The following is a 25,175-nucleotide window of genomic DNA, read 5'->3' on the forward strand; positions in this document are numbered from 1 at the left end:
TTCCTCCTTAATGCACATTACAAGTTTATTACTTTAACTCCTTGTACGTAGATGTTTACAGAATCTACTGCTAGTCCTACAGTTTGATCTAATGTATATTTCACTTTCGTCTGCACGTTATGTGCTACTTCTGAAATTTTCGTACCATAGCTCACAATAATATACATATCAATATGTACTTCATCTTCATCTTTACGAACAATAACACCTCTAGTGAAGTTTTCTTTTCGTAAAATGTCTGTTAAACCATCTTTTAACTGATTTTTTGATGCCATACCTACGATACCGTAGCAATCTACTGCGGCACCTCCAGCAATTGTTGCAATTACATCTGTACTAATATCAATTTGACCATACTTCGTTTTAATTTCAATTGACATCTCGTTTCCCCCTTCATAAATGGTGAAAGTGAGCTAGACTACTTTAGTTACTATCATATAATCTTTTTAAAGAAAATTCCATCGTTCTTTCTTTTCACTCTCATATTTTATGTTTTAAACCACATTTTTTATGATGAGCAAAATAGTCCATTGTTATTATACAACATGTACCACTATAATATGTCAAGCAATTTTTCTTGATTTCAACTTTTCCTCATCGACATATGGTGTCAAGTAAATTTTCTTGATTTCTTTTTTCTACGGTGTTGCATTCTCTTTTTAGTTGTGTTAAATTATAGTAGTGTTTTTAGCATCGCAAAAAAGACTAACATTGAAAAATTACGTATGGTAAGGTATCAAGGGAGGGAAATATAAATGGCTCGTGTTTGTGCTATCACTGGAAGAAAAGCTCGTTCTGGTAACTCTCGTTCTCACGCAATGAACGCTACAAAACGTAAATGGGGCGCTAACCTTCAAAAAGTTCGCGTACGCATCGACGGAAAAGTTCAACGTGTTTACGTTTCTGCTAGAGCATTAAAATCTGGCAAAATCGAACGTGTTTAATAATAAAAAAAAGAGCCGCTAGGCTCTTTTTTTACTATGACAATGGAAAAAGCACCGGTAATAGGTGCTTTTTTTAATCTTTTTTGAAGGTATTTAACATGGCACGAACAATTCCACCAAGAAATTTAGGTAACTTAATTGTATAAAATCTCATGGTTTCCCTCCTAATCCCCATTACTCCACTTGTTCACTATATGATGTAAGGAGCAAAATTGTTTCTTTAATCAGTGCTTCTTATCACCATTAATATGCCAGAAGTAAATGAAAAAGTACCTTTTTCCTCAACGAGTTCATTACTAATACAAAGTGTTGATCCCCATTCTATTGTTTTATTAGTTAGAGGATACTTAAATCCAAGCAATGTAATCCCTTCCACTATTTCAGTAACCGGCACAAAAGATACATAAGGGAAATTTTTATTATCTTCAATTATATGTGTACCCACTTTTTTCACGCTTATTTCATTTTTATTGTCTACAATACACATTTCTATCTCTACTTCTAACCCTCTTAAAAGCATCTGTATATTTGCTAAACCGTGATCCAGCCTTCCACCAGTGGCACCAAAAATACGAATCAATGTCGGCTTTTGTTCTAACGCCCAGTTAATCGCAATTTCTAAATCTGTTTGATCTTTTTCGCGAGGAACAATATGTAAGTCATTTGTTTGCTGGCCCATCCATACTAATTCTTCTTCAGTAACTGAATCGTAATCTCCAAACGCAACAGCTGGAGTAATTCCTCCTTTTAATAAACGATATACGCCTCTATCAACTGCCGCCCACACTACTTTCTCACTTTCATATCGAGAAAAATCTGCACAATATTCCACAGGTCCGCCCGCTAAAATATGAATAATCATGTTTCCTTCCCCTTCTATTGTAAAAAGGCAATCTGCCATTCGGTAGATTGCCTTTTTACATATTTTTCTCTATCCTTTATAAATAGTGAAAACTTACTACACTAGAAGTTTCACTGGGATAAAGACTCGTTCATTCATTATCCACGAATGACGCGAATTGCTTCACCGCGGTCTTTTTGATTGTATACTGCTGATCCAGCTACAAGTACATTTGCTCCTGCTTCAATACAAAGTCTTGCTGTTTCAGCATTTACACCACCATCAACTTCAATTTCTACTTCTAGATTGCGCTCTTTAACCATTTCTGCAACTTGTTTAATTTTCGGTAATACAGAATGGATAAATTTCTGGCCACCAAATCCTGGGTTTACTGTCATAAGTAATACCATATCTATATCTTCTAATACATGCTCAATCGTTGAAACTGGCGTATGCGGATTTAATACAACTCCGGCTTTAATGCCATGAGATTTAATTAACTGAATTGTACGATGCAGATGAGGGCACGCCTCTACATGAACAGTAATAATATCCGCTCCCGCTTTTGCGAAAGTCGGGATATAGTTATCAGGATTTTCAATCATTAAATGTACATCTAATGGTAAAGATGTAATCGGACGGATCGCTTCTACAATTAATGGTCCAATCGTAATATTTGGTACGAAATGTCCATCCATTACATCGACGTGAATGTAATCCGCTCCGCCTTTTTCTACATCTTTAATCTCTTCCCCTAATTTTGAAAAATCTGCTGATAAGATCGATGGTGCAATTTTAATCATAACTAATACCTCGGCTTTCTCTCTCTAATTTCTTCTACGAATTGTTTGTAATTCTTATAACGATATTCTGTAATTTTTCCTTCTTCAACCGCAGCCTTCACAGCACATTTCGGTTCGGAAAGATGTGTACACCCTCTAAATTTACAGTATTGGCTCGCTTCTTTCAACTCTGGAAAACAATATGTAAGATCTTCTACCTCTATATCTATAAAATCAAGTGAACTAAAACCAGGTGTATCTGCAACTAGTCCGCTTCCAACCGCAATTAATTCCACGTGTCTTGTCGTATGTTTCCCGCGTCCTAAATGCGAGGAAATATCATTCGTTTTCAGTTCTAAATCTGGACGTAAAACGTTAAGCATAGAAGATTTCCCTACACCAGATTGCCCTGCTACAACAGAAACACAGCCTTCTAAGAATGGTTTTAAAATATCAATACTTTCCGATGTATTTATAGAAGTAAATAATACATCATATCCCATCTCACGATAGTCATTCGCATAAGATTCAACAGTCTCTCTCATTCTTTCATCCACTAAATCCATCTTACTAATGCAAATAATCGGCTTAATATTATGATATTCAATCAGCACTAAAAATCGATCTAACAGTCCCGGATTAAAATCTGGTTCTACTGCTGAGAAAACGAGAATTGCTTGATCAACATTAGCAATAGGTGGCCTAACAAGTTCATTTTTTCGATCAAATACTTCAAGCACGTATCCTTCACTTGGGTTATCTGCTTGAAAAACAACTTGATCTCCTACCAGTGGTGTAATTTTATTTTTTCTGAACACACCACGCCCGCGGCATTGTGTAATCCCTTCTTCATGCTGCACATAATAAAACCCACTTAGAGCTTTTACAATTTTTCCTTCTGGCATATAATTCTCCTTTATTTTGTATAAAGTGAAGCTGTAATTCATATTGAATGGATTAGAATTCTTTAAATACTTATTTCAAAACCCGTCATATATACAAGTTAATATATTTAATCTACCATCAAATTCAACATATTATTTATAACAGTATCACTTTTATAGCTTTTTGAATCATATATTTTTGCCTGTTATACAGTCCACTATAAGTAGACAGCATAACAGGCAAGAGTCATACATTCCATCCCCTTTAGAAAGAAAATGGAAGTCATTATTATTGAGTTGGGTATGGTACTTCTTTGTCCATAATCGTTACACCATCTCGTACAACTTTATAGTGTCCTTTTGTACCTTCTTGAATTACAAATTCTAAAGAAATAGTTGCCGATTCTGAAATTGTTCTAGTTTCAATTGGTCTATCCATTTTTTGTTGCATATCTTCTTTATAAATTTCTATTGTTTGCGGTTTTTTCTCACCAATTATAGAAGACTCATACGGAATAGAAATATTATCCACTTTCACTGTTTTCGTTACTTTCGGCTTAGGCCCCTCTGAGATGACAATCGTCACTTTATCTCCTTCTTTTAACGGCGTTCCTGGTTTTGGAGATTGCGAAATTACAAGTCCTTTATCAACAGTATCAGAATACTCTCGTTTTATATCTGGAGTTAGTTTTCTCTCATTCAAATAACCATTTACGCTATTTTCAGTCCATCCTGAAAAATCACCTGGTCTAATTTGATAAGGACCTTTACTTACCCAAATTTTCAGTTCTTGTTCCGCCTCTACTACCATTTGATCCGGCGTTGGAATTTGCTCTACGATTTCACCTTTTGGCCTATCATTTTCAATATAATTTATTGTAACTTGCTTATATTTTTCTTCTAATTCAGCCCTTATACTCTCAAAATCTTTTCCTGTGAAATCACTCATCTTACTTTTCTTTTTTCCGCCTGATTGATAGATAGTAATTTTAGAGTTTTCTTTCACGACTCTTCCTGCCACAGGGTCTGTTTTTATCACATCACCGGCTTCAACATCATCTGTATATACAATATTAGGTTCCGTAACCTCAAAACCCTTTTCAACTAATTTATTTACCGCTGTCGCGTACTTCATACCAGCCACATCAGGGACTTTTACATCTTTTGGAATAAAGAATCCTGGAATAACAGTAAGCGCTAACGTTATTCCAATTGCTAAAAGTAAAAATGTCGTTATTAAAACCTTGATCCATTTATTACTTCGTTTTTTCTTCTTATTTAATTCCGTTTCTTCTTTTCTTTTCTGTTCATCCACTTTACTTCCTTTTAAAACAATTGTTTCATCAGTTACATTTTCGAATAATTGTTCTTGTTGAATAATAGGAATCGCTTTTGTCGCTTCCATATCTTCCGGTATGTAAAATGGCTGCTCATTTATCCTCTCTGGATATAGCGCAGTTTCAATATCTCGTTTCATCGCATTGGCAGATTGATATCGGTGAAACGGATCTTTCGCAGTTGCCTTTAATATAATATTTTCGACACTTTGCGGAATATTTTCATTCCATCTCTTTGGAGACGGAATTTCACTTTGTAAATGTTTTAAAGCTATAGCAACAGCAGATTCGCCAGAAAACGGTTGTCTCCCTGTTAACAACTCAAACATAACGATTCCTAGAGAATAAATATCTGATTGTTTATTTGCTATCCCACCGCGCGCTTGTTCTGGTGATAAGTAATGCACCGAACCGAGTACCGAATTTGTATGTGTAATTGTTGTTGCACTTGTAGCTGTCGCAATTCCAAAATCTGTTACTTTTATTACTCCATCAGCTCGAATTAAAATATTGTGCGGTTTAATATCACGGTGCACAATTTCAAAATGATGGGCGTGTGCCATGGCGGATGTTAACTGCTCCATAATATCAAGAGCTTCTCCTATAGGTAACATCCCTCGCTCAATTATGTATTGCTTCAATGTTTGTCCTGGTACATACTCCATTACAAGATAATATATACCATCTTCTTCTCCGACATCATACATATTCACAATATTTGGATGCGACAACGTTGTAACAGACTGCGCTTCTCGATGGAAACGTTTAATAAACTCTTCGTTATTTGAATAGTCGAGTCTTAATATTTTTACCGCTACATCTCGACCAAGTATATCATCATGAGCTAAATACACATTGGCCATTCCACCGCCACCAATCATTTTCAGTAGCTTATAACGGTCATTTAAGCGTTTTCCAATCAGCACGTTGCACTTCACCTACTTTCGTTTGTCGAACCCGCATAATCAATAAGAACAAGGGTGATATTATCTTCCCCGCCACGATCATTCGCCAATTGAATGAGACGTTGTCCCTTCGTTTCAAGCTGTTCATTTAGCTGTAAAATTTGTTGCATATCAGCAATAGAAACTTTGTTAGATAATCCATCAGAGCAAAGAAGTAACTGATCATCTTCCTCAAGCACCAATGTTTTCACATCTAATCCGACTTTCTCTTCTGTTCCTAATGCCCTTAACAAAACATTCTTTTTCGGGTGATATTCTGCGTCTTCTTTTGAAATTTCACCATGTCTCACAAGTTCATTTACAAGGGAATGATCTTCTGTTACAAGCGAGATTTCTCCCTCTGATATCATATAACAACGACTATCTCCTATATGACCTATTGTCACAAAGTTTGGCGTACAAATCGCTATTATAAGTGTTGTTCCCATACCATTACATTCTACATGTTGTTTAGAGTACTCATATATACGCTCATTAATAATCCCAACACTCGTATGTAACCACTCTTCTACTTTTTTTGGTTCATTCATATTATGCGTTTGCTTCCAATAATCATGGAATAATTGAATAGTCATCGAGCTAGCTACATCACCAGCTCGATGACCTCCCATTCCATCTGCTACTACCGCTAATATATTTCCATCTAAATTGTGAAAAACTCCTGCACTATCTTCATTATGTTGACGAACTTTTCCTTTATCCGATAGAAACACGGCTTTCATCTCGTCACCTCGTCTCTTCTTTACGCTCCTTCGCACGTAACTGACCGCAGGCTGCATCAATATCATGACCTTGTTCACGGCGAATTGTTACATTCACTCCACGATCTTTTAACGTTTTTTCAAATAAGAAAATTTGTTCACGTGGCGTACGTACATAATCACGTTCAGGTACGTAGTTTACCGGAATTAAGTTTACATGACATTTTACACCTTTTAAAAGCGCAGCAAGTTCTTCCGCTTGCTCAACTTGGTCATTTTCTCCTCCAAATAAGCCATATTCAAACGTAATACGACGCCCTGTTTTATTTACATAGTATTTAACAGCTTCCATTAAATCTGGTAGCTTATAAGCACGGTTAATCGGCATTAATTTTGAACGTAACTCTGTATTTGCAGAATGCAATGAAATCGCAAAATTAATTTGCATATCTTCTTCAGCGAACTTATAAATTTTTGGAACAATTCCACTTGTTGAAACTGTCATATGTCTTGCGCCAATATGAATTCCTTTTTCATGGTTTATAATGCGTAAGAATGACATTAAGTTGTCATAATTATCAAACGGCTCTCCAATTCCCATAACAACAAGCGAACTTACACGTTCTTCTGTTTCATCTAGTGCACGTTGCACTTCTACTACTTGTGCTACAATCTCTCCAGCCTCTAAGTTTCGTTTTAACCCACCAAGTGTAGATGCACAGAACGTACAACCAATACGGCATCCGACCTGTGTTGTTACACAAATAGAATTTCCATATTCATGTCGCATTAACACTGTTTCAATAGAATAACCATCATATAATTGGAATAAGAATTTAATTGTTCCATCAGAAGACGTTTGTTTTACCAATGTATTTAAAGTAGTAATATCAAAGGAATTCGACAATTTATCGCGTAATCCTTTAGAAAGATTCGACATGTCGTCATAATTTTTTACACGTTTCTTATATAGCCAATCAAAGATTTGTCCTGCACGGAACTTCGGTTCTCCTTGTTCCTTTAACCAATCTTGCATTTCATGAAGTTGTAAAGAATAAATTGATGGTTTCTTCGTTTCTAGATTTTTCTTTTGTTTTCTCACAGTCGTTTCCACGATGCTACACCTTCTTCCTTAAACAAGCAATATAAAAGCCATCTGTTGCAAAATAATGCGGTAAAATTCGTACTTGACCTTCATCAATATACGGATTTAACTTTTCTGGCATGCGATCTTTTATCGTAGTATCCCATTCAAATTCAGGATGCTCTTGTAAGAATTGCTTAATTACTTGTTCATTTTCTATTTTTTCTATTGTGCACGTACTATAAACAAGGCGACCCCCTTGTTTAAGCAATGGTGCTATTTTTTCTAGTATTGCAAGTTGGATCGTCGATAATCTTTCACTATCGCCTTTATTTTTACCTAACTTAATATCAGGTTTACGTCTAATCACACCAAATCCAGAACATGGTGCATCTACTAATATTTTATCAAATGTTTCATTCGCAAAGTGTTCTTGCACTTTTCTAGCATCTAGTGCTTTTGTTTCGACATTTTCTAAACCAAGTCGCTCTGCTTGCTGTTTAATTAAACGTACTTTGTGTGCATGTAAATCAAGAGACATAACTTGACCTGTTCCTTTTAATCGCTCTGCAATGTGCGTTGTTTTTCCGCCCGGAGCAGCACAACTATCAAGAACTACATCTCCCTCATTCGGTTCTAAAGCGCGTGCTACAAGCATAGAACTTTCATCTTGAATAGAAAGAAAACCTTTTTTGAACGCATCTGTATGCGCTACATTCCCTCTTTCAATTTGAATTGCATCCTCTGATAAATCGCCACGCTTCGCTTCAATACCTTCACTAGCCAACAACTCAATTGCTTCTTCTACTGTTATTTTATCAACATTTACACGCGCTGTTGGTACTGGGGGTAACATGTTCACTTCACACATTTTCTCTGCTGTCTCTAAACCATATTCAGAAGCCCAGTCTTGAACAAGCCACATTGGATGACTTGTTGCAATTGCCAAACGTTCTACTGGATCCTTGATTTCATCTACAGAAGGTACCCCTTCTCTTTGAATCGAACGTAATACCCCGTTTACCATACCAGCAATCCCTTTATGCCCGCGACGTTTTGCAATTTCAACTGCTTCATGAATAGCCGCTCTTTCGGGCACTCGGTCTAAATAAATCATTTGGTATAAAGATAAGCGAAGTAATACTCTTACCCACGCCTCAACCTTCTTTTTTAAAAAAGGCTGTAAATAATAATCTAATGTGTCACGACGTTGAATCGTTCCATATACAATTTCAGTTAACAAACCAATATCTTTTCTATCAATTGCATTTTTTTCAATTAGATTGTTTAAAAGTAAGTTACTGTATGCACCACTTTTTTCTACTTGAATTAAGCCATCAAGAGCTAACTCACGAACATTTTTACTCATGCATTTTCTCCTAACTTCGTTCCAATTTCAGGTTTTGTGCCGCGTAAAAATTGTGAACAACTCATACGTTTTTTACCAGAAGGTTGCAATTCAGTGATTTTAACACCTGTCTCATTCCCTGTTGCAACAACAAATCCATCTTCTTCAAGAGCTACTATTGTACCTGGTTCAGCTTTCTCTGTAATAGAGACCTTCTCTCCCCACCATACTTTAATAACTTGTCCTGCCAAAGTCGTATAAGCAACTGGCCATGGATTCAATCCGCGAATGTGATTGTATACTTCTTCACCTGTTTTTGTCCAATCAATTTTCTCTTGCTCACGTTTTATATTATATGCAAACGTTACTTCTTCTTCGTTTTGTTTAATTGGTTCTAACTTACCTTGGATTAATAAAGGTACTGTTTTAGATAGAAGGTGTGCCCCTGCTTCACTTAACTTATCGAATAAAGAGCCTGTCGTTTCACGCTCTTCAATCTCCACTTCTACTTGCGTTAAGATATCACCAGCATCCAATTTCTCTACCATATACATAATTGTAATACCCGTTTTTTCTTTACCTTCCATAATTGCATAATGGATTGGTGCACCACCACGAAGTTCAGGTAGTAAAGACGCGTGGACGTTAATACATCCATACTTCGGTGCTTCTAAAATTTCATTTGGTACAATTTGACCGAAAGCAGCTGTTACAATTAAATCTGGCTCTAACGCCAAGACTTGTTCATATTCGTCTTTTTCACGAATTCTTAACGGTTGTAACACCGGAATACCATGTTTTTCTGCTTCAACTTTAACAGGTGTAGGTGTTAATACTTTTTTTCTACCTACCGGACGATCGGGTTGCGTCACAACACCTATTACATCATAGCCATCTTCGATAAGACGACGAAGCACCGGCACTGAAAAGTCCGGTGTTCCCATAAATACTACTTTTATCATTAAAAAACCGCTCCTTTTAATACCTATTCTAATTCGTTTTCTTCATAATATCTTGTCACTTTCGATGTAAATAACACACCGTGTAAATGATCGATTTCATGTTGAATGGCACGTGCTAAAAATCCTTCTGCTTCTAGTAAAAATACTTTACCTCGGCGATTTTGCGCACGTACTTTAATATAATCCGCACGTTCCACTTCACCATAAAGTCCCGGGAAGCTTAGACAACCTTCGGGACCTACTTGTTCACCACGTTTTTCTAGTATCGATGGATTGATTAACTCGATTTTCCCCGTATCATCATCGATATCAACTACCGCTACTTGCAAGCTTACACCTACTTGAGGCGCAGCTAAACCGACTCCGTCCGCAATTAACATTGTTTCATGCATATCTTTCAACAATTTCACTAACTTTTTATCAAAGTTAATTACTCTTTCGCATGGTGTTTCTAACACTTCATTTGGATGCTTTACTATTTCTAAAACTGCCATATTTCCCTCCGCTACATTAACATTGTTGGATTAAAATCAATTGAGATTTGTAGCTCTTTTTGCATTTCTGCTTGATAATGTTCATTTACCATTTTGAGCACGTTCTTTAAGTTTGGTTCCCGTTTGTATTTTATCATGCATTGATAACGATATCTATCTTTTATCCTTGGAATTGCTGAAGCAACCGGTCCTAACACCATCGTTTGCTGCGTGCAGTGCGCTCGTAAATGACCGACAATTTTTTCCGTCACTTGCACTGCCTTTAATAATTCTGGATGAGATACTGTTACAAGTACAACATAGTAATAAGGTGGATATTGTCTTGTTCGTCTCATTTGCATTTCTTGGTCAAAAAACACATCATAATGTTGGTTCTTTGCTAATTCTATACTGTAATGTTCTGGCGTATACGTTTGAATTATAACTTCCCCTGGCAATTCATGTCTGCCTGCCCGTCCACTTACTTGGGTCAATAACTGATACGTCTTTTCACTCGCTCGAAAATCAGGTAAGTGAAGCATCGTATCTGCAGTTAAAACCCCGACAAGCGTTACTTTAGGAAAATCTAATCCTTTCGCAATCATTTGTGTTCCAAGTAGTATATCTGCTTTTTCTTCCCCGAACGCCTTTAATAATTTTTCATGCATTCCTTTGCGACTTGTCGTATCTACATCCATTCGAATGACTCGTGCCTCTGGAAATAGTTTTGTAATTTCTTCTTCTACCTTTTGTGTACCTGTACCAAAGAAACGAATATATGTACTTTGACAAGCAGGACACTCAGTCGGCATATTCTCTTCGTGACTGCAATAATGACATTTTAAACGATGGTTCATTTTATGATATGTCAGCGAGATATCACAATGCGGACATTGTACAACATACCCGCAATCACGGCACATAACAAATGTAGAATGACCTCTTCTATTTAAAAAGAGCACCATCTGTTCTTTCTTTTCTAATCGATTTGCTATTTTTTCATGCAGTGCCTTCGAAAACATGGAACGATTCCCGTCACGAAGTTCCTCACGCATATCAACAATCTCTACTGTTGGTAAAGCTTGTTCGTTCATACGTTTTTCCATCGTTAGTAATTCATACACACCTTTTTTCGCCCTTGCAAACGATTCAAGTGTCGGTGTTGCACTACCAAGAACAATAGGACATTTATGATATTGTCCCCTCCACACAGCTACATCCCTTGCATGATACCTCGGATTATCTTCTTGCTTATAGCTCGATTCGTGCTCCTCATCAATAATAATAATCCCTAAATTTTCAAAAGGTGCAAATACGGCTGAACGTGCACCAACTACAACTTTCACTTCTTTTCTTAAAATCTTACGCCATTCATCATATTTTTCTCCAACAGACAGCGCACTATGAAGAACCGCAACTTGCGAGCCAAATCTACCTTTAAAACGATCTACCATTTGAGGCGTTAGTGCAATTTCAGGAACAAGCACAATAGCTTCTTTCCCTTTCGCAAGCACCGCTGCTATAGATTGTAAATATACTTCTGTTTTTCCGCTTCCTGTAACACCATATAGTAAAAATGGATTGTAAGTTTCATTTGTAATTGATGATAAAATCGGTGTAATAACTTGCTTTTGTTCCTCCGTAAGTGGGAATGGTTTCGTTTGTTCAAAATCATCATCGTCATACGGATTCCGATATACTTCCACATACTTTTCTGAGATTATCCCTTTTTTAACAAGTGCTTTAATCGGAGCATCTGTTATTTGCAGCTCTTCTGTTATCACTTTCAACGGTACACTTTTATAATTTTCCACAAAATAATAGAGTACATCTTGTTGTTTTTTACTTTTCAGTTCAAATGCTGCTAATTCCAATTTATCTTCTGGCAACTCCGGTTGGACGACTCTTTGTTTCTTCTTTTGCACTTTATCTTTTACTTGATAAACAACTTCAATCGTGCCATTTTTAATTTCTTGTTGAATCGTGCCGTATAGATGTGGCTGCCTCTCAATAACTTCCCAATCTATCGCTTCTTTGTCCTGAAATAAAAACAGTAGTTCAGGTGCTACTTCTTCTTGTTTACGAAGTTGTAGACGCTTTTTATACGTCGCTTTTATCGCCGTTGGAAGCATGACTTGAAAGGCTGAAATCATATAACATAACGTTTCGCTTGTAAGCCAATATCCAAGCTTTAATAATTCCTCGTTTAAAACTGGTGTTACATCTAATATTTCATGGATTGTCTTTAATTTCTTACTTTCTACTTCAGCCGAATCTTTGATCCCAATAATAAAGCCTTGCAATTTCCTTGGACCAAATGGAACTACTACACGCATGCCTGTCTGGACAATATCTTCCCACTTTTTAGGGATAATATAATCAAATGGTCGATCTGTCTGACGTGCAGGTACATCAACAATTACACTTGCAAATTTCATAGACGATCATCTTCTAACATCATTTCAATTTGCTTTAATATTTCACGAGCAACCTCTTTCTTCGTTAAAAGTGGCAACTCTATAACTTCTCCATCTTTTCTATACATTGTTACAATGTTCGTATCTGTACCAAATCCAGCTCCTTGCGCCTTTACATCGTTCGCAACAATCATATTCGCATTTTTCTCACGTAATTTTTTTGTTGCGTATTCTTCTACATTTGTCGTTTCAGCCGCAAAACCGATCAGTAACTGTTTGTCCTTCATCTCACCTAACGTTTTTAAAATATCTACTGTTCTCTCGAGTTCGATTACAGCATCACCATTTTTCTTTTTCATTTTATTATCATGAACATATTTCGGGCGATAATCTGCAACTGCTGCTGTTTTAATGACAACATCTACGTTTTGATACTGTTGCAGAACTATTTCTAACATATCTTGTGCAGATTCCACTTGTACCGTATTTACATGTAATGGCGGGTTTAATGCTGTCGGTCCCGAAACAAGTATGACATCAGCACCTAAGTCCGCTGCCACTTCCGCAATTGCATATCCCATTTTCCCAGAAGAAAAATTGGTCATAAAACGCACTGGATCAATCTTTTCACGAGTTGGGCCAGCAGTTATTAATATTTTTTTTCCTTGCAATGGTTTTTGTTCTGAAAAAGCCTCTTCTAACCGTGCAATAATTGCCTCCGGTTCTTCTAGTCTCCCCCTCGCTACATAACCACACGCTAAAAAACCTTCTCCAGGCTCAATAAATGTATATCCTAACGTTTTTAATGTCATCATGTTTTTTTGAACAATTTTGTTTTCATACATATGCACATTCATAGCAGGTGCAATCCACACTGGGGCTGTAGTAGCTAACAAAGTAGTTGTAATCATATCGTCTGCAATACCGCCAGCTAACTTCCCAATACAATTGGCAGTAGCAGGTGTAACAAGTACTACATCTGCCCAATCTGCTAAATCGATATGTGCAATAACAGCTGAGTCTTTCTCATCGAATGTATCTGTATATACGTCATGGCGAGAAAGTGCTTGAAATGTAAGAGGCGTAACAAACTTCATTGCCGACTCACTCATCATTACTTTTACAATAGCACCAGCTTGTGTCAATTTACTAGTTAACGCAGCCGCTTTAAAGACCGCAATGCCTCCTGTTACACATAGAAGTATCTTTTTCCCTTTTAGCATATGGCTCGTCCTCTTTCTTTTTCAAACTTATAATACTGAAACAGAATTCCCAGCTCGTCAGTACCAATATTTCTTCCCTATCGTAAAAAAATAACAACCTACTTGTAAATAGGTTGTTACCGTTACATAGAAAATTATAAAGTCTATGTTTTAATTTGTCGAAAAGAATGTCTTAATCGATGATTTTGCCTTCGCTTGGTACATATTTTAATACTTCTGCATCGATTTCTTCAAGTGATTTACCTACACATTTATGAGAAACAGGTTGCTCGATAACACAGTTATCAGCAAGTTGCATTTCACGCGCACGTTTTGCAGCTACTGTTACAAGTGTATATTTAGAATCGATTTTTGTTAATAATGAATCAATTGATGGATTTAACATAATTATAGACCCTCCGTCATTTCTTTATAATATTTTGCTACTCTTTCGCGGCGGCAATGTTCACCAACCACAATTGCTTTAATTCTTTCACAAGCTAGTTCAACTTGATCGTTTTCTACAACATAGTCGTAAGCGTCCATCATTTCGATTTCTTCTTTCGCTACCGTTAAACGATTTTCAATAACATCTTCAGTTTCTGTACCACGACCGACAATACGGTTCTTTAGTTCAGATAAACTTGGAGGTGCTAAGAAAATAAATACACCTTCTGGGAATGCTTTCTTAACTTGAATTGCTCCTTGCACTTCAATTTCTAAGAATACATCTTTTCCTTCTTGTAATGTTTTTTCAACATAGTCAATCGGTGTTCCGTAATAATTACCTACGAATTCAGCCCACTCAAGTAATTTTTCGTTACGAATCATTTCCTCAAATTCTTCTCTTTCTTTAAAGAAATAATCCACACCATCTACTTCACCTTCACGTGGCTTACGTGTCGTTACTGAAATTGAGTACTGAAAACGTGTATCCTCATGACTAAACAGCTCTTTTCGAACCGTTCCTTTACCAACCCCAGAAGGTCCTGAAAGAACGATGAGCAATCCTCTTCTACTTCTCATAAATATGTAAAACCTACCCTTCCTCACTTAAATCTTCTTTATTATTCAAACAATGTGCAATCGTCTCTGGCTGAATTGGACTTAATACCACATGCCCATCATCCATAACAATAACCGCCCTTGTTTTTCTCCCATACGTAGCATCAAGTAAAGCATTATGTTCGCGTGCTTCCTGTACTGTTCGTTTAATAGGAGCTGACTCCGGACTTACAATAGCAATAATTCGATGAGCAGATACAATATTTCCGTATCCAATATTTAAAAACCGCATGGCCATAGTTTGCGCCTCCTAGTAAGTCTATCCGATTTCTCCACCACGTATAACTTTATATATTTTTTGAAAGCTACTCAATATTTTGTACTTGTTCACGAATTTTTTCAAGGTTATTTTTCATTTCTACAACATATTTCGAAATTGTTAAGTCATTTGCCTTAGAACCAATCGTATTAATTTCTCTATGCATCTCTTGCACGATGAAATCCATTTTCCTTCCAACAGGCTCTCCAATCTGCAGTGTTTCACGAAATTGCTCTAAATGACTTTGCAAACGAACTAACTCTTCGTGAATATCACAACGCTCTGCAAAGATTGCGACTTCTGTTAACAATCTTTGTTCATCTAGTTCTTGATTATGTAATTCTTTTAAGCGATTTTCTAATCGTTCACGATATTTTTGCGTAACAATCGGTGCATGCGGAATAATTGCATTTACACAATTGTGAATCTCTTGTAAACGATACGCTATATCTTTATGTAATCGTTCTCCTTCGCCATCTCTCATCGTTTTTAACATATGAGCAGCTTGGCGAACAGCCTCATATAAACTGTTCTCAAATTGTTCATTTACATTTTCTACTTCTTCAATCGCTGTTACTTCTGGCATTGCCATTAATTGCTGAAGTGTAATAGAATCTTGTAATTGAAATTTTCCTTTTATATCTTCCATAATCGATTGGTACTGCTCAAGAAGCGACCAATTCACACTTAATTTTCTTTCAACAAGCCCTTCACCCGTTATACTAATAGACACTTCAATGCGTCCACGCCGAACTTGCTCTGCAATTATTTTACGAATTTTGTCTTCAAATACCATCATTTGCTTCGGAAGTCGAATACTCATCTCTAAAAAACGGTGGTTCACCGATTTCATTTCTACTGTAATTTGAAAAGTATCATTTTCTACTTTCGATCTTCCAAATCCTGTCATACTACAAATCATTTTTATCACATCCAAGCCATGAAATAACTCAATGAAAAAGGTAATAGAGACAAGGCTCTACTACCTTCTGTAAATTATATCACATTTTCATATCATTGACTATTTCAAGTTTAATCCCTTCTTATATAATACTGGCTTTTCCTTCTTCCCCTTTTTCCCTGTTAATAAAGAACCTACTAGTAAGAAGGTCGGAATTGATGACAAACCTCCAATTAACAACCAATCTCTCGCTTGTATTGGCATTGTACTAAAGATCGGTTGTAGTGGTGGGTAATATATAACCACCAACATTAACAGTAAAGAAATGATAACCGCTCCTACTAAATACACGTTCCCAAACGGATTACGGTGGAAAATAGAATGTTCACTTCGGCAATCAAATACATGAATAAGTTGCGCAAGCACCAACGTCGCAAACGCCACAGTTTGTGCATATTTTAGTTCATTTGGATGTTGATTATATGCAATAATAAACGCCACTAACGTCACTGCCCCAATTAGAAAGCCACGACTTATAATTTTCCAGGCAAGCCCTCTAGCAAATACCCCTTCTTTCGGATGACGCGGCGTTCTCTTCATCACGTCTCCTTCCGCCTTATCCAATCCTAATGCCATCGCCGGTAAACCGTCAGTAACTAAGTTCACCCATAAAATTTGAATGGGAACCATTGGCAGCGGTAATGCAAGTAACATGGCAAATAACATGACTAAAATCTCTCCTACGTTTGATGCTAATAAATAACGAATAAACTTACGTATATTCTCGTATATATTTCTACCTTCTTTAATTGCTGATTTAATCGTAGCAAAATTATCATCTAGCAAAACAAGAGAAGAAGCTTCTTTCGCAACGTCTGTTCCTGTAATTCCCATCGCTATCCCAATATCCGCTGTTTTTATAGCCGGAGCATCGTTTACTCCATCACCTGTCATCGCTACTATATGCCCTTTATTTTGCAACGCCTTAACAATTTTCAATTTATGTTCAGGTGATACTCGAGCAAATACATACGTATCTTCTACAACACTTTCTAGTTCCTCTACATCCATATTCGCGAGTTCTACTCCTTCAACAACACGTCCACCAGGTGGTAAAACCCCTAATTGTTCCGCAATTGCCATTGCTGTCACTTTATGATCTCCTGTAATCATCACTGTTCGAATACCAGCTTCTCTGCACTCTTTTACAGCCTGTTCTACCTCTGGTCTTGGCGGATCAATCATTCCCTGTATCCCGACCAACATAAAATCTTTTTCAACGTCTCGTTCATGTTCAATAGAATCTGTTACTTTTAATGGCTTAAATGCAACTGCAATTGTTCGAAGCGCTTGACTACCTAAACTATGAATAGCCGCCTGTACTTCTTTTCTATACAACTCACTTAACGGTTGTTGCTTATCCCTCCATAAAATCGTTTGACTCATTTGCAGGAGGACATCTGGTGCTCCCTTCGTAACAAGAAATTTTTTCCCCTCTCTATCTCGCACAATAACACTCATCATTTTTCGAGTTGAATCGAATGGAAATTCACGAATAATTTCAAATTTCCCTTTCAGTGCCTCACGCGTTATCCCCGCTTTCATTGCTGCAGCTACAAGTGCTCCCTCAGTTGGATCTCCATCTAATACATACGCCTTTTTCTTTTGAATAATATTTGCGTTATTACATAGTAAGCCAAATGTAAGTAGTTGATACAGTGCTTTTGTTTTAGCTGGATCGAATTCTTTTTCACCTTTCAAAAAAGAACCATTAGGTTCATATCCTTGCCCCGTCACTTTCCATAACTCTCCACCTGACCACATATGTGTCACCATCATTTTGTTTTGCGTCATTGTTCCTGTTTTATCAGAGCATATAACAGAAGCGCATCCTAACGTTTCTACCGCTGGTAACTTCCTTACAATTGCCCTCTTTTTAATCATACGCTGTACACCAAGCGATAAAGCTACTGTAACAATTGCTGGTAACCCTTCAGGAATAGCAGCAACAGCTAGCGACACGCCTGCTAAAAACATATGATACACTTCATTCCCTTGATACACACCGGCTAATACGACAAGTGCTGTCAAAATAAGAGCCACAATAATTAATATTTTTCCGAGTTGCTCTAATCTTCTTTGCAGTGGTGTTTCCATTTGCTCTGCATTTTGTAACATATTTGCAATTTGACCCATCGCTGTATTCATACCCGTCGCTACAACGACCCCTGTTCCAGCTCCTCGTGTAATCATCGTACCCATAAAAGCCATATTTTTTTGATCACCAATTGAAACATCTTGCCCTTGCAGAGCTTCTACCTTCTTCTGCACCGGTACTGACTCTCCTGTCAAAGCTGATTCTTCGATATATAAACTCGATGCCTCAACAAGACGTACATCCGCTCCAATACGATCACCACTAGAAAATTTAATAACATCCCCTAAAACGAGTGCTTTAGACGGTGCCTTTACCCACTTTCCATTCCGCAGTACAGTAACTTGCGGGGCGGCTAGCTCTTTTAAAGCTTCCAATGACTTTTCAGCCTTTCTTTCTTGGAAAAAGCCGAGAATACCATTGATAATAACAATTGCCACAATCGCAATAGAATCAATGTATTCCCCTAAAAAAGCCGAAACGATTGTTGCACCAAATAAAACAAGTACCATGAAATCTTTAAATTGCGCTAAAAAGACCATTAGTGCAGAAGGCCTTTTTGCTTCATCCAATTCATTTGTACCAAATTTCTTTATTCGCCCTTCTGCTTCTTTCTCTGTCAGTCCAACCTTCACATTCGTATTCGTTCTTTCTTCTACTTCATGTGCGCGCATTCCATACCAGTTCATCCTGCTATCGACCTCCTGATTCCAGACATACTCTATTGAAAGCTTATTCAGCCTCGTCCAAAAAAATGCTATAATTAACTTTTAGTTAGAAAGGAGTGTTCATTTATGGCATTCGATGGATTATTTACAAGAGCAATTACACATGAAATTGCAAATTCTCTTTACACAGGAAGAATTTCTAAGATATACCAACCTTCAAAATACGAGATTTTATTACATATTCGAGCAAACGGAAAAAATCAAAAACTGATTCTTTCCGCTCATCCGACATATGCACGTTTACACTTAACAAATCAAAATTACGATTCACCTGCACTTCCGCCAATGTTTTGTATGCTTCTTCGTAAGCATTTGGAAGGTGGATTCATTGAAAAAATTGAACAAATTGATTTAGAGCGCATTATTCAAATTACAGTTCGCAGTAGAAATGAAATTGGTGACGAATCGCAAAAAACATTAGTAATTGAAATAATGGGACGACATAGTAACATCATTTTAGTAGACACAAAAACAAACAATATTTTAGATAGCTTAAAACACGTTTCTTTAGCAGTAAACCGACATCGAACTGTATATGCTGGAGCGGAATATGTTGCACCACCAGCACAACATAAAATTAACCCACTTCAGATCGAAACAAATGATGAATTTATTAGACCGCTAGACTTTCTATCTGGAAACATGGATAAACAGCTTGTCGGCACCTTTACGGGAATATCGCCGTTATTTGCAAAAGAAGTAGTGAAAAAAGCAGGTATGGTAAATGAAAAAGCATTAGCGGACGCATTTTTCTCCATACAAAAACCTTTACTAACCCATACATATTCACCAACAATGACTACTTCAAATGGGAAAGAATTCTTTTATCTTTTCCCTCTTGCACACTTGCAAGGAGAAAACAAGACATTCTCATCTGTTAGTGAATTGCTAGACCGTTTCTTTTTCGGAAAAGCAGAGCGCGACCGTGTAAAACAACAAGCTTATGATTTAGAGCGCTTTATGCAAAACGAAAAAAATAAAAATGAGAAGAAGCTCATTAAACTAGAAAAAACATTACAAGATGCCGGAAAAGCAGATAAATATCAGCTATTTGGAGAACTACTTACAGCCAATATGTACGCTTTGAAAAAAGGTGATAAAGATATTGAAGTCGTTAACTATTACGACGAAAATGGCGGAACTGTAAAAATTACATTAGATCCTTTAAAAACACCATCTGACAATGCGCAACGCTATTTTCAAAAGTACCAAAAAGCGAAAAATTCAGTTGTTGTTGTAGAAGAACAAATCGAAAAAACAAATGAAGAAATTCTTTATTTTGATAGCTTACTTCAACAAATGGAAGCTGCTTCTTCAAAAGATATTGAAGAAATTCGTGAGGAATTAGCTGAAGAAGGTTATATGCGCAATCGTAAAACGAAAAACGCAAAGAAAAAACCTACCAAACCAGTATTAGATAAATATTTTGCAAGTGATGGTACAGAGATTTTCGTTGGTAAAAACAATAAACAAAATGATTATTTAACAACTAAGTTTGCCCGTCGTGATGAAATTTGGTTACATACGAAAGATATACCTGGGTCTCATGTTGTCATTCGTTCTCTTGAACCTACCGAAGAAACTTTGTTAGAAGCTGCTAAAATCGCTGCCTATTTTAGTAAAGCAAAAGATTCTAGTTCTGTTCCTGTAGATTTCACCAAAGTACGCCATGTCAAAAAACCGAGTGGTGCAAAGCTTGGGTTTGTTACGTACGATAATCAGCAAACCGTATATGTAACACCGGATGCTGATACTGTAATGAAATTAAAAGCGTAAATATAAAAAATGCGTTGTTTATAAGCAACGCATTTTTTATTTTTTTTCAATTTAGTTGCTATATCCATTCAATATTGTCAAAAAAATTGACAGTGTCATTTCACGTTTGTATAAATTTTTTTACAGCATGTAAATAAAGTACGAGGGTAACTCCAATCAATATTTTTTTATCCCCCTGCTATTTATTGAAGCAATCTGGATTTTATGAATAAACCGTCTCCCGCAAATGGTGGGCTATTTTCTTATCTCCCCTAAAATATATGTTTTCCCTACTATCCTTTCTTCAAATATACATTTTGGCACACTATTTGCTTTATTCAATACTGTGAATAGGGGGAATGAACATGATTTTAAAAATTAATAAAATCCAAAATCAACTACAAAACTATGAAATTGACGGATTACTGATTACAAAAAAAGAAAATCGCCAATATGCAACAGGCTTTACAGGTAGTGCTGGCGTCGTCTTAATCTCTGCGGATAAAGCTGTTTTTATCACTGATTTTCGCTATGTAGATCAAGCGAAATCACAAATAAAAGATGCTGAAATTATTATGCATACAGGAAATTTAGAAAAAGAAATTGCAAATCAAGTATCGAAATTAAACATTCAAAAACTCGGAATTGAAGAAAACAACATGACATTGCAACAATATAAAAACTTACAAAAATACGTACATGCGGAAATGGTTCAAGTGTGCGAAATCATCGAAAATATTCGTATCATTAAAGACACGCCTGAAATAGAAACAATGAAAATCGCAGCTAATATTGCTGACGAAGCATTTCACCACATCCTTACGTTTCTAAAACCAGGAATTAGTGAAAATGATGTACGAGATGAATTAGAATTTTTCATGCGAAAAAAAGGGGCTACATCCTCTTCCTTCCAAATCATTGTAGCTTCTGGCGTCCGTTCTTCACTTCCTCATGGAGTTGCATCAAATAAAATAATCGAACGAGGCGACGTCGTTACATTAGATTTCGGTGCACTTTATAATGGATATTGTTCCGATATAACACGTACTGTAGCAATTGGGGAACCGTCAGAAGAATTCAAAAAGATATACAATATTGTACGAGAAGCGTTAAAACGTGGGACGGAAGCAATTAAACCTGGGGAAACTGCGAAAAATATCGATGATATAACGAGAGATTACATTACAGAACATGGATACGGTCAATATTTTGGACACTCTACTGGTCATGGTCTTGGGTTAGAAATTCATGAGCCTCTCCGCTTATCCCAAGAAAGTAAAGCTACTTTAGAAGAAGGTATGGTTGTTACAGTGGAACCAGGCATTTATATACCAAACTGGGGCGGTTGTAGGATTGAAGATGATATTGTCATTACAAAAGACGGATATGAAGTTATTACAAAATCAAATCGGGAACTAATTGTTATCCCTTGTTAAAATCATAGCCTTTTTAAAGGAGTTTTTCGTTGCACATAGAATTCTTTCTCTGGAGTCATCGTTTAAAGAGGGGGAATTTAAATTGAATTTTGTAATTGATAAAATAGATGGTTTACAGCCTGAATTTTCAAAACTTGTTTCCATGATGAATTATGCTCGCTACACAACAATGCAAGCGGTGGAAGGTTTAACAATTGAAAAACTTGATTATTTGTATGATGAAGAAGCAAATTCAGTCGGCATGTTATTGTACCATATGGCCGCTATTGAATTTTACTACCAGATTCATACTTTTGAAGACCGTGAACCTACGGAGGCCGAGTTAGAACGGTGGTTACCTGCTATTGAGTTAGGAGCTCTTGGCCGCGAGAAAATAAAAGGAAACTCTATAGAATTTTACATAAACACATTACAAGAAATACGTTCTAAAACGATCGAGACTTTTCAATCGTTACCTAATGAATGGCTATTTAAAACGACAGACTTTTGGTATGACAAACCAGCAAACAACTACTTTAAATGGTTTCACGTTTTTGAAGATGAAATCAATCATCGCGGACAAATTCGTTTAATTAAAAAGATGCAAAAAGCTCCTTCAGTAAAATGAGAAAATGCCACCGAATAAGGTGGCATTTTCTTTTATTCATTAGTGAATAGCTTTTCATTTACTTTTTTGGCGACTACCGCTACCAACGTTAAAATGCATATTAAATATATCAATTTCGCAATAAATAACCACCCTTGAAACATTACAATTCCATCTATTATCTCATTTCCTTTCAATAACAAAAATGGAATCGTGCTTATTACAATGATAAACTCGATGCTGAAAACAATTTTCTTTTTTCGGCTATATGCCTTCCATTCTTTCCAGCGATACATAGGTGCAAAAATCAATACTCCTATACATAATATAACTGGCACCCATTCACTTTTAAGAAATTGCCCTGAAACAACTGATAATAGTAAACAAACGAGCACGCCATAATACCCTATTCTCTCTCTCATTCATAATCCCCCATTCTACTTCTTCTTTAATATGTAACTTGCTATGCTTATAACAATTTTTAGAAAAATAACTACTACAATGACAATATAAAGACCTTTTACAGACGACATCCATTCTTGAAAAATAGACATTTTCTCCATTTGCTTCTGCCCTTCTATTAAAATAAACCCTACGACAAACGAACTAACAACAATGATACCTATCATAACTCCAATACTTTTCTTACTATATTGTTTCATATCATCCCAGTTATATAAAAATATAAACACAAACCCGAAAACAGGTATGATACTGATCCATTCATTGTTTGTAAACAGGTTTAAAATGATTAATAGACTACAAGATATAACGAATCCCCAAAATCCAATTTTTTTGTGCATAAGCCCTCCTTAAATTCCATTTTTAGGATTAATTGTATTGTAACATCCATTTACTATTACAGTACATGAAATTTCACTTTTTCTTTTTCCTATACTCACATACTTTCACTGCTTTCATACAATGAACTACACGAACGCCTAAAGGATGTGAATGTTATGGGAGTTGAATTAACGCTGTTACATGCTCTCTATATTCTTTGTTTACTCACTATTATTACCTTTTTTATTCTCCGGAAAGATACGACGATTATTTGTATCGTTTTTATCTTTTTATTAGCATTAACTGCTACAAGTTCTATCCCTCTTGCCATTAGCGGTATTTTTCAAAGTTTCATTTATGCTATTACTGAACTATTACCAACTATATTAATCATCTCCATTATCGTATCCATGAGCAATCTACTCGTTCATACTGGCATAAATGATACGATGATTTCACCATTTACAAAGATAATTCGTACCCCTACCCTCGCCTACTGGATTATCGGCCTTTTAATGATGACTATTTCTTTCTTCTTTTGGCCTTCTCCGGCTGTCGCCTTAATGGGAGCTATTTTATTGCCTGTCGCTGTACGCGTCGGTCTCCCCCCAATTGGAGCTGCCATTGCTATGAACTTATTCGGGCACGGCATCGCTTTATCTGGAGACTTCGTTATTCAAGGTGCACCGAAATTAACAGCAGATGCTGCTGGTCTTCCTGTTTCCAGCGTTGTTTCTGCCAGTGTTCCGCTCGTTATCGTTATGGGCATTGTGACAACTTCCGTCGCATTTTTCTTCTTACGAAAAGAATTTCATACAGGCTTATCGATGCAAGAATCTATTCCATCAACCGAGTCTTCTAAAACGCTCACTTCATTATCTTCTCGGACAAAAAAATGGCTCGCTATTTGCATTCCAATCATATATGCCATCGATATCCTTTGCATGATTCAATTTAAACTACAAGGCAGCGACGCAACTGCACTTATCGGCGGGACGACTGTTATTATGATTATCATCATCTCCCTTATCGCCTACAAAGGTAATGGACTAAATAAAACGACCGATTATTTTATAGAAGGGCTACAATTTGGATTTAAAATCTTTGGTCCAGTTATCCCAATTGCCGCACTCTTTTATTTAGGAGATAGCGGGTTTGTGAAAATTATCGGGGACTATTTACCGAAAGGTTCACATGGAATCATTAACGACTTAGGGATCGCCTTATCTCAAACTGTCCCTTTAAACCAATATGTATCAGCGGGAACATTAACTATCGTTGGTGTCATAACAGGCTTAGATGGATCTGGCTTTTCTGGTATATCACTTGCTGGTTCGATTGCCAATCTTTTCGGAACAGCACTTGGGCATGGAACAGCTACATTAACAGCACTTGGACAAATTGCTGCAATCTGGACCGGAGGCGGGACTTTAATTCCTTGGGCGCTTATTCCTGCCGCTGCCATTTGTAAAGTGGATCCGTTTGAACTTGCACGTCGAAACTTTTTACCAGTTATGATTGGCTTAATTGTAACCACCATCGTTGCGATGTTTATCCTATAACATAA

The 25,175-nt window shown here is 36.6% G+C and carries 25 protein-coding genes; 5 read left to right on the forward strand and 20 right to left on the reverse strand.

Annotated features, from left to right (window positions below; translation table 11 throughout):
- Nucleotides 1–17: 17 nt before the first annotated feature.
- On the reverse strand, nucleotides 18–380 hold the full coding sequence (locus tag PDL00_RS09790) for an Asp23/Gls24 family envelope stress response protein (protein WP_000021109.1): 363 nt from the start codon (nucleotides 378–380) through the stop codon (nucleotides 18–20).
- A gap of 375 nt (nucleotides 381–755) precedes the next feature.
- Here PDL00_RS09790 and rpmB point away from each other — a divergent pair, with 375 nt between their 5' ends.
- Nucleotides 756–944, forward strand: coding sequence for a 50S ribosomal protein L28 (rpmB, locus tag PDL00_RS09795; protein WP_000124776.1), 189 nt, complete (start codon nucleotides 756–758; stop codon nucleotides 942–944).
- Between the two features lie 73 nt (nucleotides 945–1,017).
- Here the strand turns inward: rpmB and spoVM are convergent, their stop codons facing one another.
- From spoVM to PDL00_RS09880, 17 genes are all read right to left on the reverse strand, one after another.
- Complete coding sequence (spoVM, locus tag PDL00_RS09800) at nucleotides 1,018–1,098, reverse strand: stage V sporulation protein SpoVM (RefSeq protein WP_001213599.1); 81 nt, start codon at nucleotides 1,096–1,098, stop codon at nucleotides 1,018–1,020.
- 66 nt (nucleotides 1,099–1,164) lie between these two features.
- Entirely contained in the window at nucleotides 1,165–1,845 is a 681-nt protein-coding gene (locus PDL00_RS09805; protein WP_242253104.1) for a thiamine diphosphokinase, read from the reverse strand.
- Nucleotides 1,846–1,943: 98 nt separating this feature from the next.
- Entirely contained in the window at nucleotides 1,944–2,588 is a 645-nt protein-coding gene (gene rpe / locus PDL00_RS09810) for a ribulose-phosphate 3-epimerase (protein ID WP_071713222.1), read from the reverse strand.
- A gap of 2 nt (nucleotides 2,589–2,590) precedes the next feature.
- Complete coding sequence (gene rsgA, locus PDL00_RS09815) at nucleotides 2,591–3,472, reverse strand: ribosome small subunit-dependent GTPase A (protein ID WP_001113938.1); 882 nt, start codon at nucleotides 3,470–3,472, stop codon at nucleotides 2,591–2,593.
- Between the two features lie 268 nt (nucleotides 3,473–3,740).
- Nucleotides 3,741–5,714, reverse strand: a complete 1,974-nt coding sequence (gene prkC / locus PDL00_RS09820) for a serine/threonine protein kinase PrkC (protein ID WP_270728857.1) — start codon at nucleotides 5,712–5,714, stop codon at nucleotides 3,741–3,743.
- 8 nt (nucleotides 5,715–5,722) lie between these two features.
- Entirely contained in the window at nucleotides 5,723–6,475 is a 753-nt protein-coding gene (locus PDL00_RS09825) for a Stp1/IreP family PP2C-type Ser/Thr phosphatase (protein WP_242253090.1), read from the reverse strand.
- Nucleotides 6,476–6,479: 4 nt separating this feature from the next.
- The gene (gene rlmN / locus PDL00_RS09830; protein WP_000450538.1) at nucleotides 6,480–7,568 is read right to left on the reverse strand and encodes a 23S rRNA (adenine(2503)-C(2))-methyltransferase RlmN; all 1,089 of its coding nucleotides are present in this window, start codon (nucleotides 7,566–7,568) and stop codon (nucleotides 6,480–6,482) included.
- Between the two features lie 4 nt (nucleotides 7,569–7,572).
- Nucleotides 7,573–8,907 (reverse strand): 16S rRNA (cytosine(967)-C(5))-methyltransferase RsmB, encoded by a 1,335-nt coding sequence (rsmB, locus tag PDL00_RS09835; protein WP_071721380.1) that lies wholly within the window; start codon nucleotides 8,905–8,907, stop codon nucleotides 7,573–7,575.
- Nucleotides 8,904–9,848 carry a methionyl-tRNA formyltransferase gene (gene fmt, locus PDL00_RS09840; RefSeq protein ID WP_000598793.1) on the reverse strand — a complete coding sequence of 315 codons (945 nt, stop codon included), beginning with the start codon at nucleotides 9,846–9,848 and terminating at the stop codon, nucleotides 8,904–8,906. The genes rsmB and fmt overlap by 4 nt, the downstream gene beginning before the upstream one ends.
- A gap of 23 nt (nucleotides 9,849–9,871) precedes the next feature.
- Nucleotides 9,872–10,342, reverse strand: coding sequence for a peptide deformylase (gene def / locus PDL00_RS09845; RefSeq protein WP_061678221.1), 471 nt, complete (start codon nucleotides 10,340–10,342; stop codon nucleotides 9,872–9,874).
- 11 nt (nucleotides 10,343–10,353) lie between these two features.
- Nucleotides 10,354–12,759, reverse strand: a complete 2,406-nt coding sequence (gene priA, locus PDL00_RS09850; protein WP_242253076.1) for a primosomal protein N' — start codon at nucleotides 12,757–12,759, stop codon at nucleotides 10,354–10,356.
- Nucleotides 12,756–13,961, reverse strand: a complete 1,206-nt coding sequence (gene coaBC, locus PDL00_RS09855) for a bifunctional phosphopantothenoylcysteine decarboxylase/phosphopantothenate--cysteine ligase CoaBC (protein ID WP_270728862.1) — start codon at nucleotides 13,959–13,961, stop codon at nucleotides 12,756–12,758. Before coaBC ends, priA begins: the two co-directional genes overlap by 4 nt.
- A gap of 172 nt (nucleotides 13,962–14,133) precedes the next feature.
- Nucleotides 14,134–14,346, reverse strand: coding sequence for a DNA-directed RNA polymerase subunit omega (gene rpoZ, locus PDL00_RS09860; RefSeq protein ID WP_000933965.1), 213 nt, complete (start codon nucleotides 14,344–14,346; stop codon nucleotides 14,134–14,136).
- Between the two features lie 2 nt (nucleotides 14,347–14,348).
- Nucleotides 14,349–14,966 carry a guanylate kinase gene (gene gmk / locus PDL00_RS09865; protein ID WP_001257740.1) on the reverse strand — a complete coding sequence of 206 codons (618 nt, stop codon included), beginning with the start codon at nucleotides 14,964–14,966 and terminating at the stop codon, nucleotides 14,349–14,351.
- Nucleotides 14,967–14,979: 13 nt separating this feature from the next.
- Nucleotides 14,980–15,243 carry an extracellular matrix/biofilm regulator RemA gene (remA, locus tag PDL00_RS09870; protein ID WP_270728865.1) on the reverse strand — a complete coding sequence of 88 codons (264 nt, stop codon included), beginning with the start codon at nucleotides 15,241–15,243 and terminating at the stop codon, nucleotides 14,980–14,982.
- Between the two features lie 67 nt (nucleotides 15,244–15,310).
- Complete coding sequence (locus PDL00_RS09875) at nucleotides 15,311–16,186, reverse strand: YicC/YloC family endoribonuclease (protein WP_242253063.1); 876 nt, start codon at nucleotides 16,184–16,186, stop codon at nucleotides 15,311–15,313.
- 99 nt (nucleotides 16,187–16,285) lie between these two features.
- On the reverse strand, nucleotides 16,286–19,009 hold the full coding sequence (locus PDL00_RS09880; RefSeq protein WP_270728868.1) for a calcium-translocating P-type ATPase, SERCA-type: 2,724 nt from the start codon (nucleotides 19,007–19,009) through the stop codon (nucleotides 16,286–16,288).
- A gap of 105 nt (nucleotides 19,010–19,114) precedes the next feature.
- On the opposite strand from PDL00_RS09880, the gene PDL00_RS09885 reads away from it, so the two are divergent.
- The 3 genes from PDL00_RS09885 (at nucleotide 19,115) to PDL00_RS09895 (ending at nucleotide 22,846) form a co-directional block, all read left to right on the forward strand.
- Nucleotides 19,115–20,824, forward strand: coding sequence for an Rqc2 family fibronectin-binding protein (locus tag PDL00_RS09885; protein ID WP_242253046.1), 1,710 nt, complete (start codon nucleotides 19,115–19,117; stop codon nucleotides 20,822–20,824).
- Between the two features lie 344 nt (nucleotides 20,825–21,168).
- Nucleotides 21,169–22,239, forward strand: coding sequence for a M24 family metallopeptidase (locus tag PDL00_RS09890; protein ID WP_242253035.1), 1,071 nt, complete (start codon nucleotides 21,169–21,171; stop codon nucleotides 22,237–22,239).
- 82 nt (nucleotides 22,240–22,321) lie between these two features.
- A complete protein-coding gene (locus PDL00_RS09895; protein WP_270728871.1) occupies nucleotides 22,322–22,846 on the forward strand; it encodes a DinB family protein in 525 nt (174 codons plus the stop codon).
- Between the two features lie 32 nt (nucleotides 22,847–22,878).
- Here the strand turns inward: PDL00_RS09895 and PDL00_RS09900 are convergent, their stop codons facing one another.
- The gene (locus PDL00_RS09900) at nucleotides 22,879–23,247 is read right to left on the reverse strand and encodes a YoqO family protein (RefSeq protein WP_242253031.1); all 369 of its coding nucleotides are present in this window, start codon (nucleotides 23,245–23,247) and stop codon (nucleotides 22,879–22,881) included.
- Between the two features lie 15 nt (nucleotides 23,248–23,262).
- A complete protein-coding gene (locus PDL00_RS09905; protein WP_270728873.1) occupies nucleotides 23,263–23,628 on the reverse strand; it encodes a YoqO family protein in 366 nt (121 codons plus the stop codon).
- 156 nt (nucleotides 23,629–23,784) lie between these two features.
- Here PDL00_RS09905 and PDL00_RS09910 point away from each other — a divergent pair, with 156 nt between their 5' ends.
- Entirely contained in the window at nucleotides 23,785–25,170 is a 1,386-nt protein-coding gene (locus PDL00_RS09910) for a hypothetical protein (RefSeq protein ID WP_270728875.1), read from the forward strand.
- Nucleotides 25,171–25,175: the final 5 nt, after the last annotated feature.

The organism is Bacillus cereus group sp. TH152-1LC (genome assembly GCF_027710505.1).
Classification (GTDB): Bacteria; Bacillota; Bacilli; order Bacillales; family Bacillaceae_G; genus Bacillus_A; species Bacillus_A mobilis.

What these genes read in the sequence shown, in the direction of transcription:
- PDL00_RS09885 (WP_242253046.1), top strand. Translation starts at nt 19,115, where the DNA reads ATGGCATTCGATGGATTATTTACAAGAGCAATTACACATGAAATTGCA.
- coaBC (WP_270728862.1), bottom strand. Translation starts at nt 13,961, where the DNA reads ATGCTAAAAGGGAAAAAGATACTTCTATGTGTAACAGGAGGCATTGCG.
- rpoZ (WP_000933965.1), bottom strand. Translation starts at nt 14,346, where the DNA reads ATGTTAAATCCATCAATTGATTCATTATTAACAAAAATCGATTCTAAA.
- rsgA (WP_001113938.1), bottom strand. Translation starts at nt 3,472, where the DNA reads ATGCCAGAAGGAAAAATTGTAAAAGCTCTAAGTGGGTTTTATTATGTG.
- PDL00_RS09880 (WP_270728868.1), bottom strand. Translation starts at nt 19,009, where the DNA reads ATGAACTGGTATGGAATGCGCGCACATGAAGTAGAAGAAAGAACGAAT.
- gmk (WP_001257740.1), bottom strand. Translation starts at nt 14,966, where the DNA reads ATGAGAAGTAGAAGAGGATTGCTCATCGTTCTTTCAGGACCTTCTGGG.
- PDL00_RS09790 (WP_000021109.1), bottom strand. Translation starts at nt 380, where the DNA reads ATGTCAATTGAAATTAAAACGAAGTATGGTCAAATTGATATTAGTACA.
- spoVM (WP_001213599.1), bottom strand. Translation starts at nt 1,098, where the DNA reads ATGAGATTTTATACAATTAAGTTACCTAAATTTCTTGGTGGAATTGTT.
- PDL00_RS09875 (WP_242253063.1), bottom strand. Translation starts at nt 16,186, where the DNA reads ATGATTTGTAGTATGACAGGATTTGGAAGATCGAAAGTAGAAAATGAT.
- PDL00_RS09910 (WP_270728875.1), top strand. Translation starts at nt 23,785, where the DNA reads ATGGGAGTTGAATTAACGCTGTTACATGCTCTCTATATTCTTTGTTTA.
- rpe (WP_071713222.1), bottom strand. Translation starts at nt 2,588, where the DNA reads ATGATTAAAATTGCACCATCGATCTTATCAGCAGATTTTTCAAAATTA.
- PDL00_RS09890 (WP_242253035.1), top strand. Translation starts at nt 21,169, where the DNA reads ATGATTTTAAAAATTAATAAAATCCAAAATCAACTACAAAACTATGAA.
- def (WP_061678221.1), bottom strand. Translation starts at nt 10,342, where the DNA reads ATGGCAGTTTTAGAAATAGTAAAGCATCCAAATGAAGTGTTAGAAACA.
- remA (WP_270728865.1), bottom strand. Translation starts at nt 15,243, where the DNA reads ATGGCCATGCGGTTTTTAAATATTGGATACGGAAATATTGTATCTGCT.
- PDL00_RS09905 (WP_270728873.1), bottom strand. Translation starts at nt 23,628, where the DNA reads ATGCACAAAAAAATTGGATTTTGGGGATTCGTTATATCTTGTAGTCTA.
- PDL00_RS09805 (WP_242253104.1), bottom strand. Translation starts at nt 1,845, where the DNA reads ATGGCAGATTGCCTTTTTACAATAGAAGGGGAAGGAAACATGATTATT.
- PDL00_RS09825 (WP_242253090.1), bottom strand. Translation starts at nt 6,475, where the DNA reads ATGAAAGCCGTGTTTCTATCGGATAAAGGAAAAGTTCGTCAACATAAT.
- rpmB (WP_000124776.1), top strand. Translation starts at nt 756, where the DNA reads ATGGCTCGTGTTTGTGCTATCACTGGAAGAAAAGCTCGTTCTGGTAAC.
- rsmB (WP_071721380.1), bottom strand. Translation starts at nt 8,907, where the DNA reads ATGAGTAAAAATGTTCGTGAGTTAGCTCTTGATGGCTTAATTCAAGTA.
- PDL00_RS09900 (WP_242253031.1), bottom strand. Translation starts at nt 23,247, where the DNA reads ATGAGAGAGAGAATAGGGTATTATGGCGTGCTCGTTTGTTTACTATTA.
- fmt (WP_000598793.1), bottom strand. Translation starts at nt 9,848, where the DNA reads ATGATAAAAGTAGTATTTATGGGAACACCGGACTTTTCAGTGCCGGTG.
- priA (WP_242253076.1), bottom strand. Translation starts at nt 12,759, where the DNA reads ATGAAATTTGCAAGTGTAATTGTTGATGTACCTGCACGTCAGACAGAT.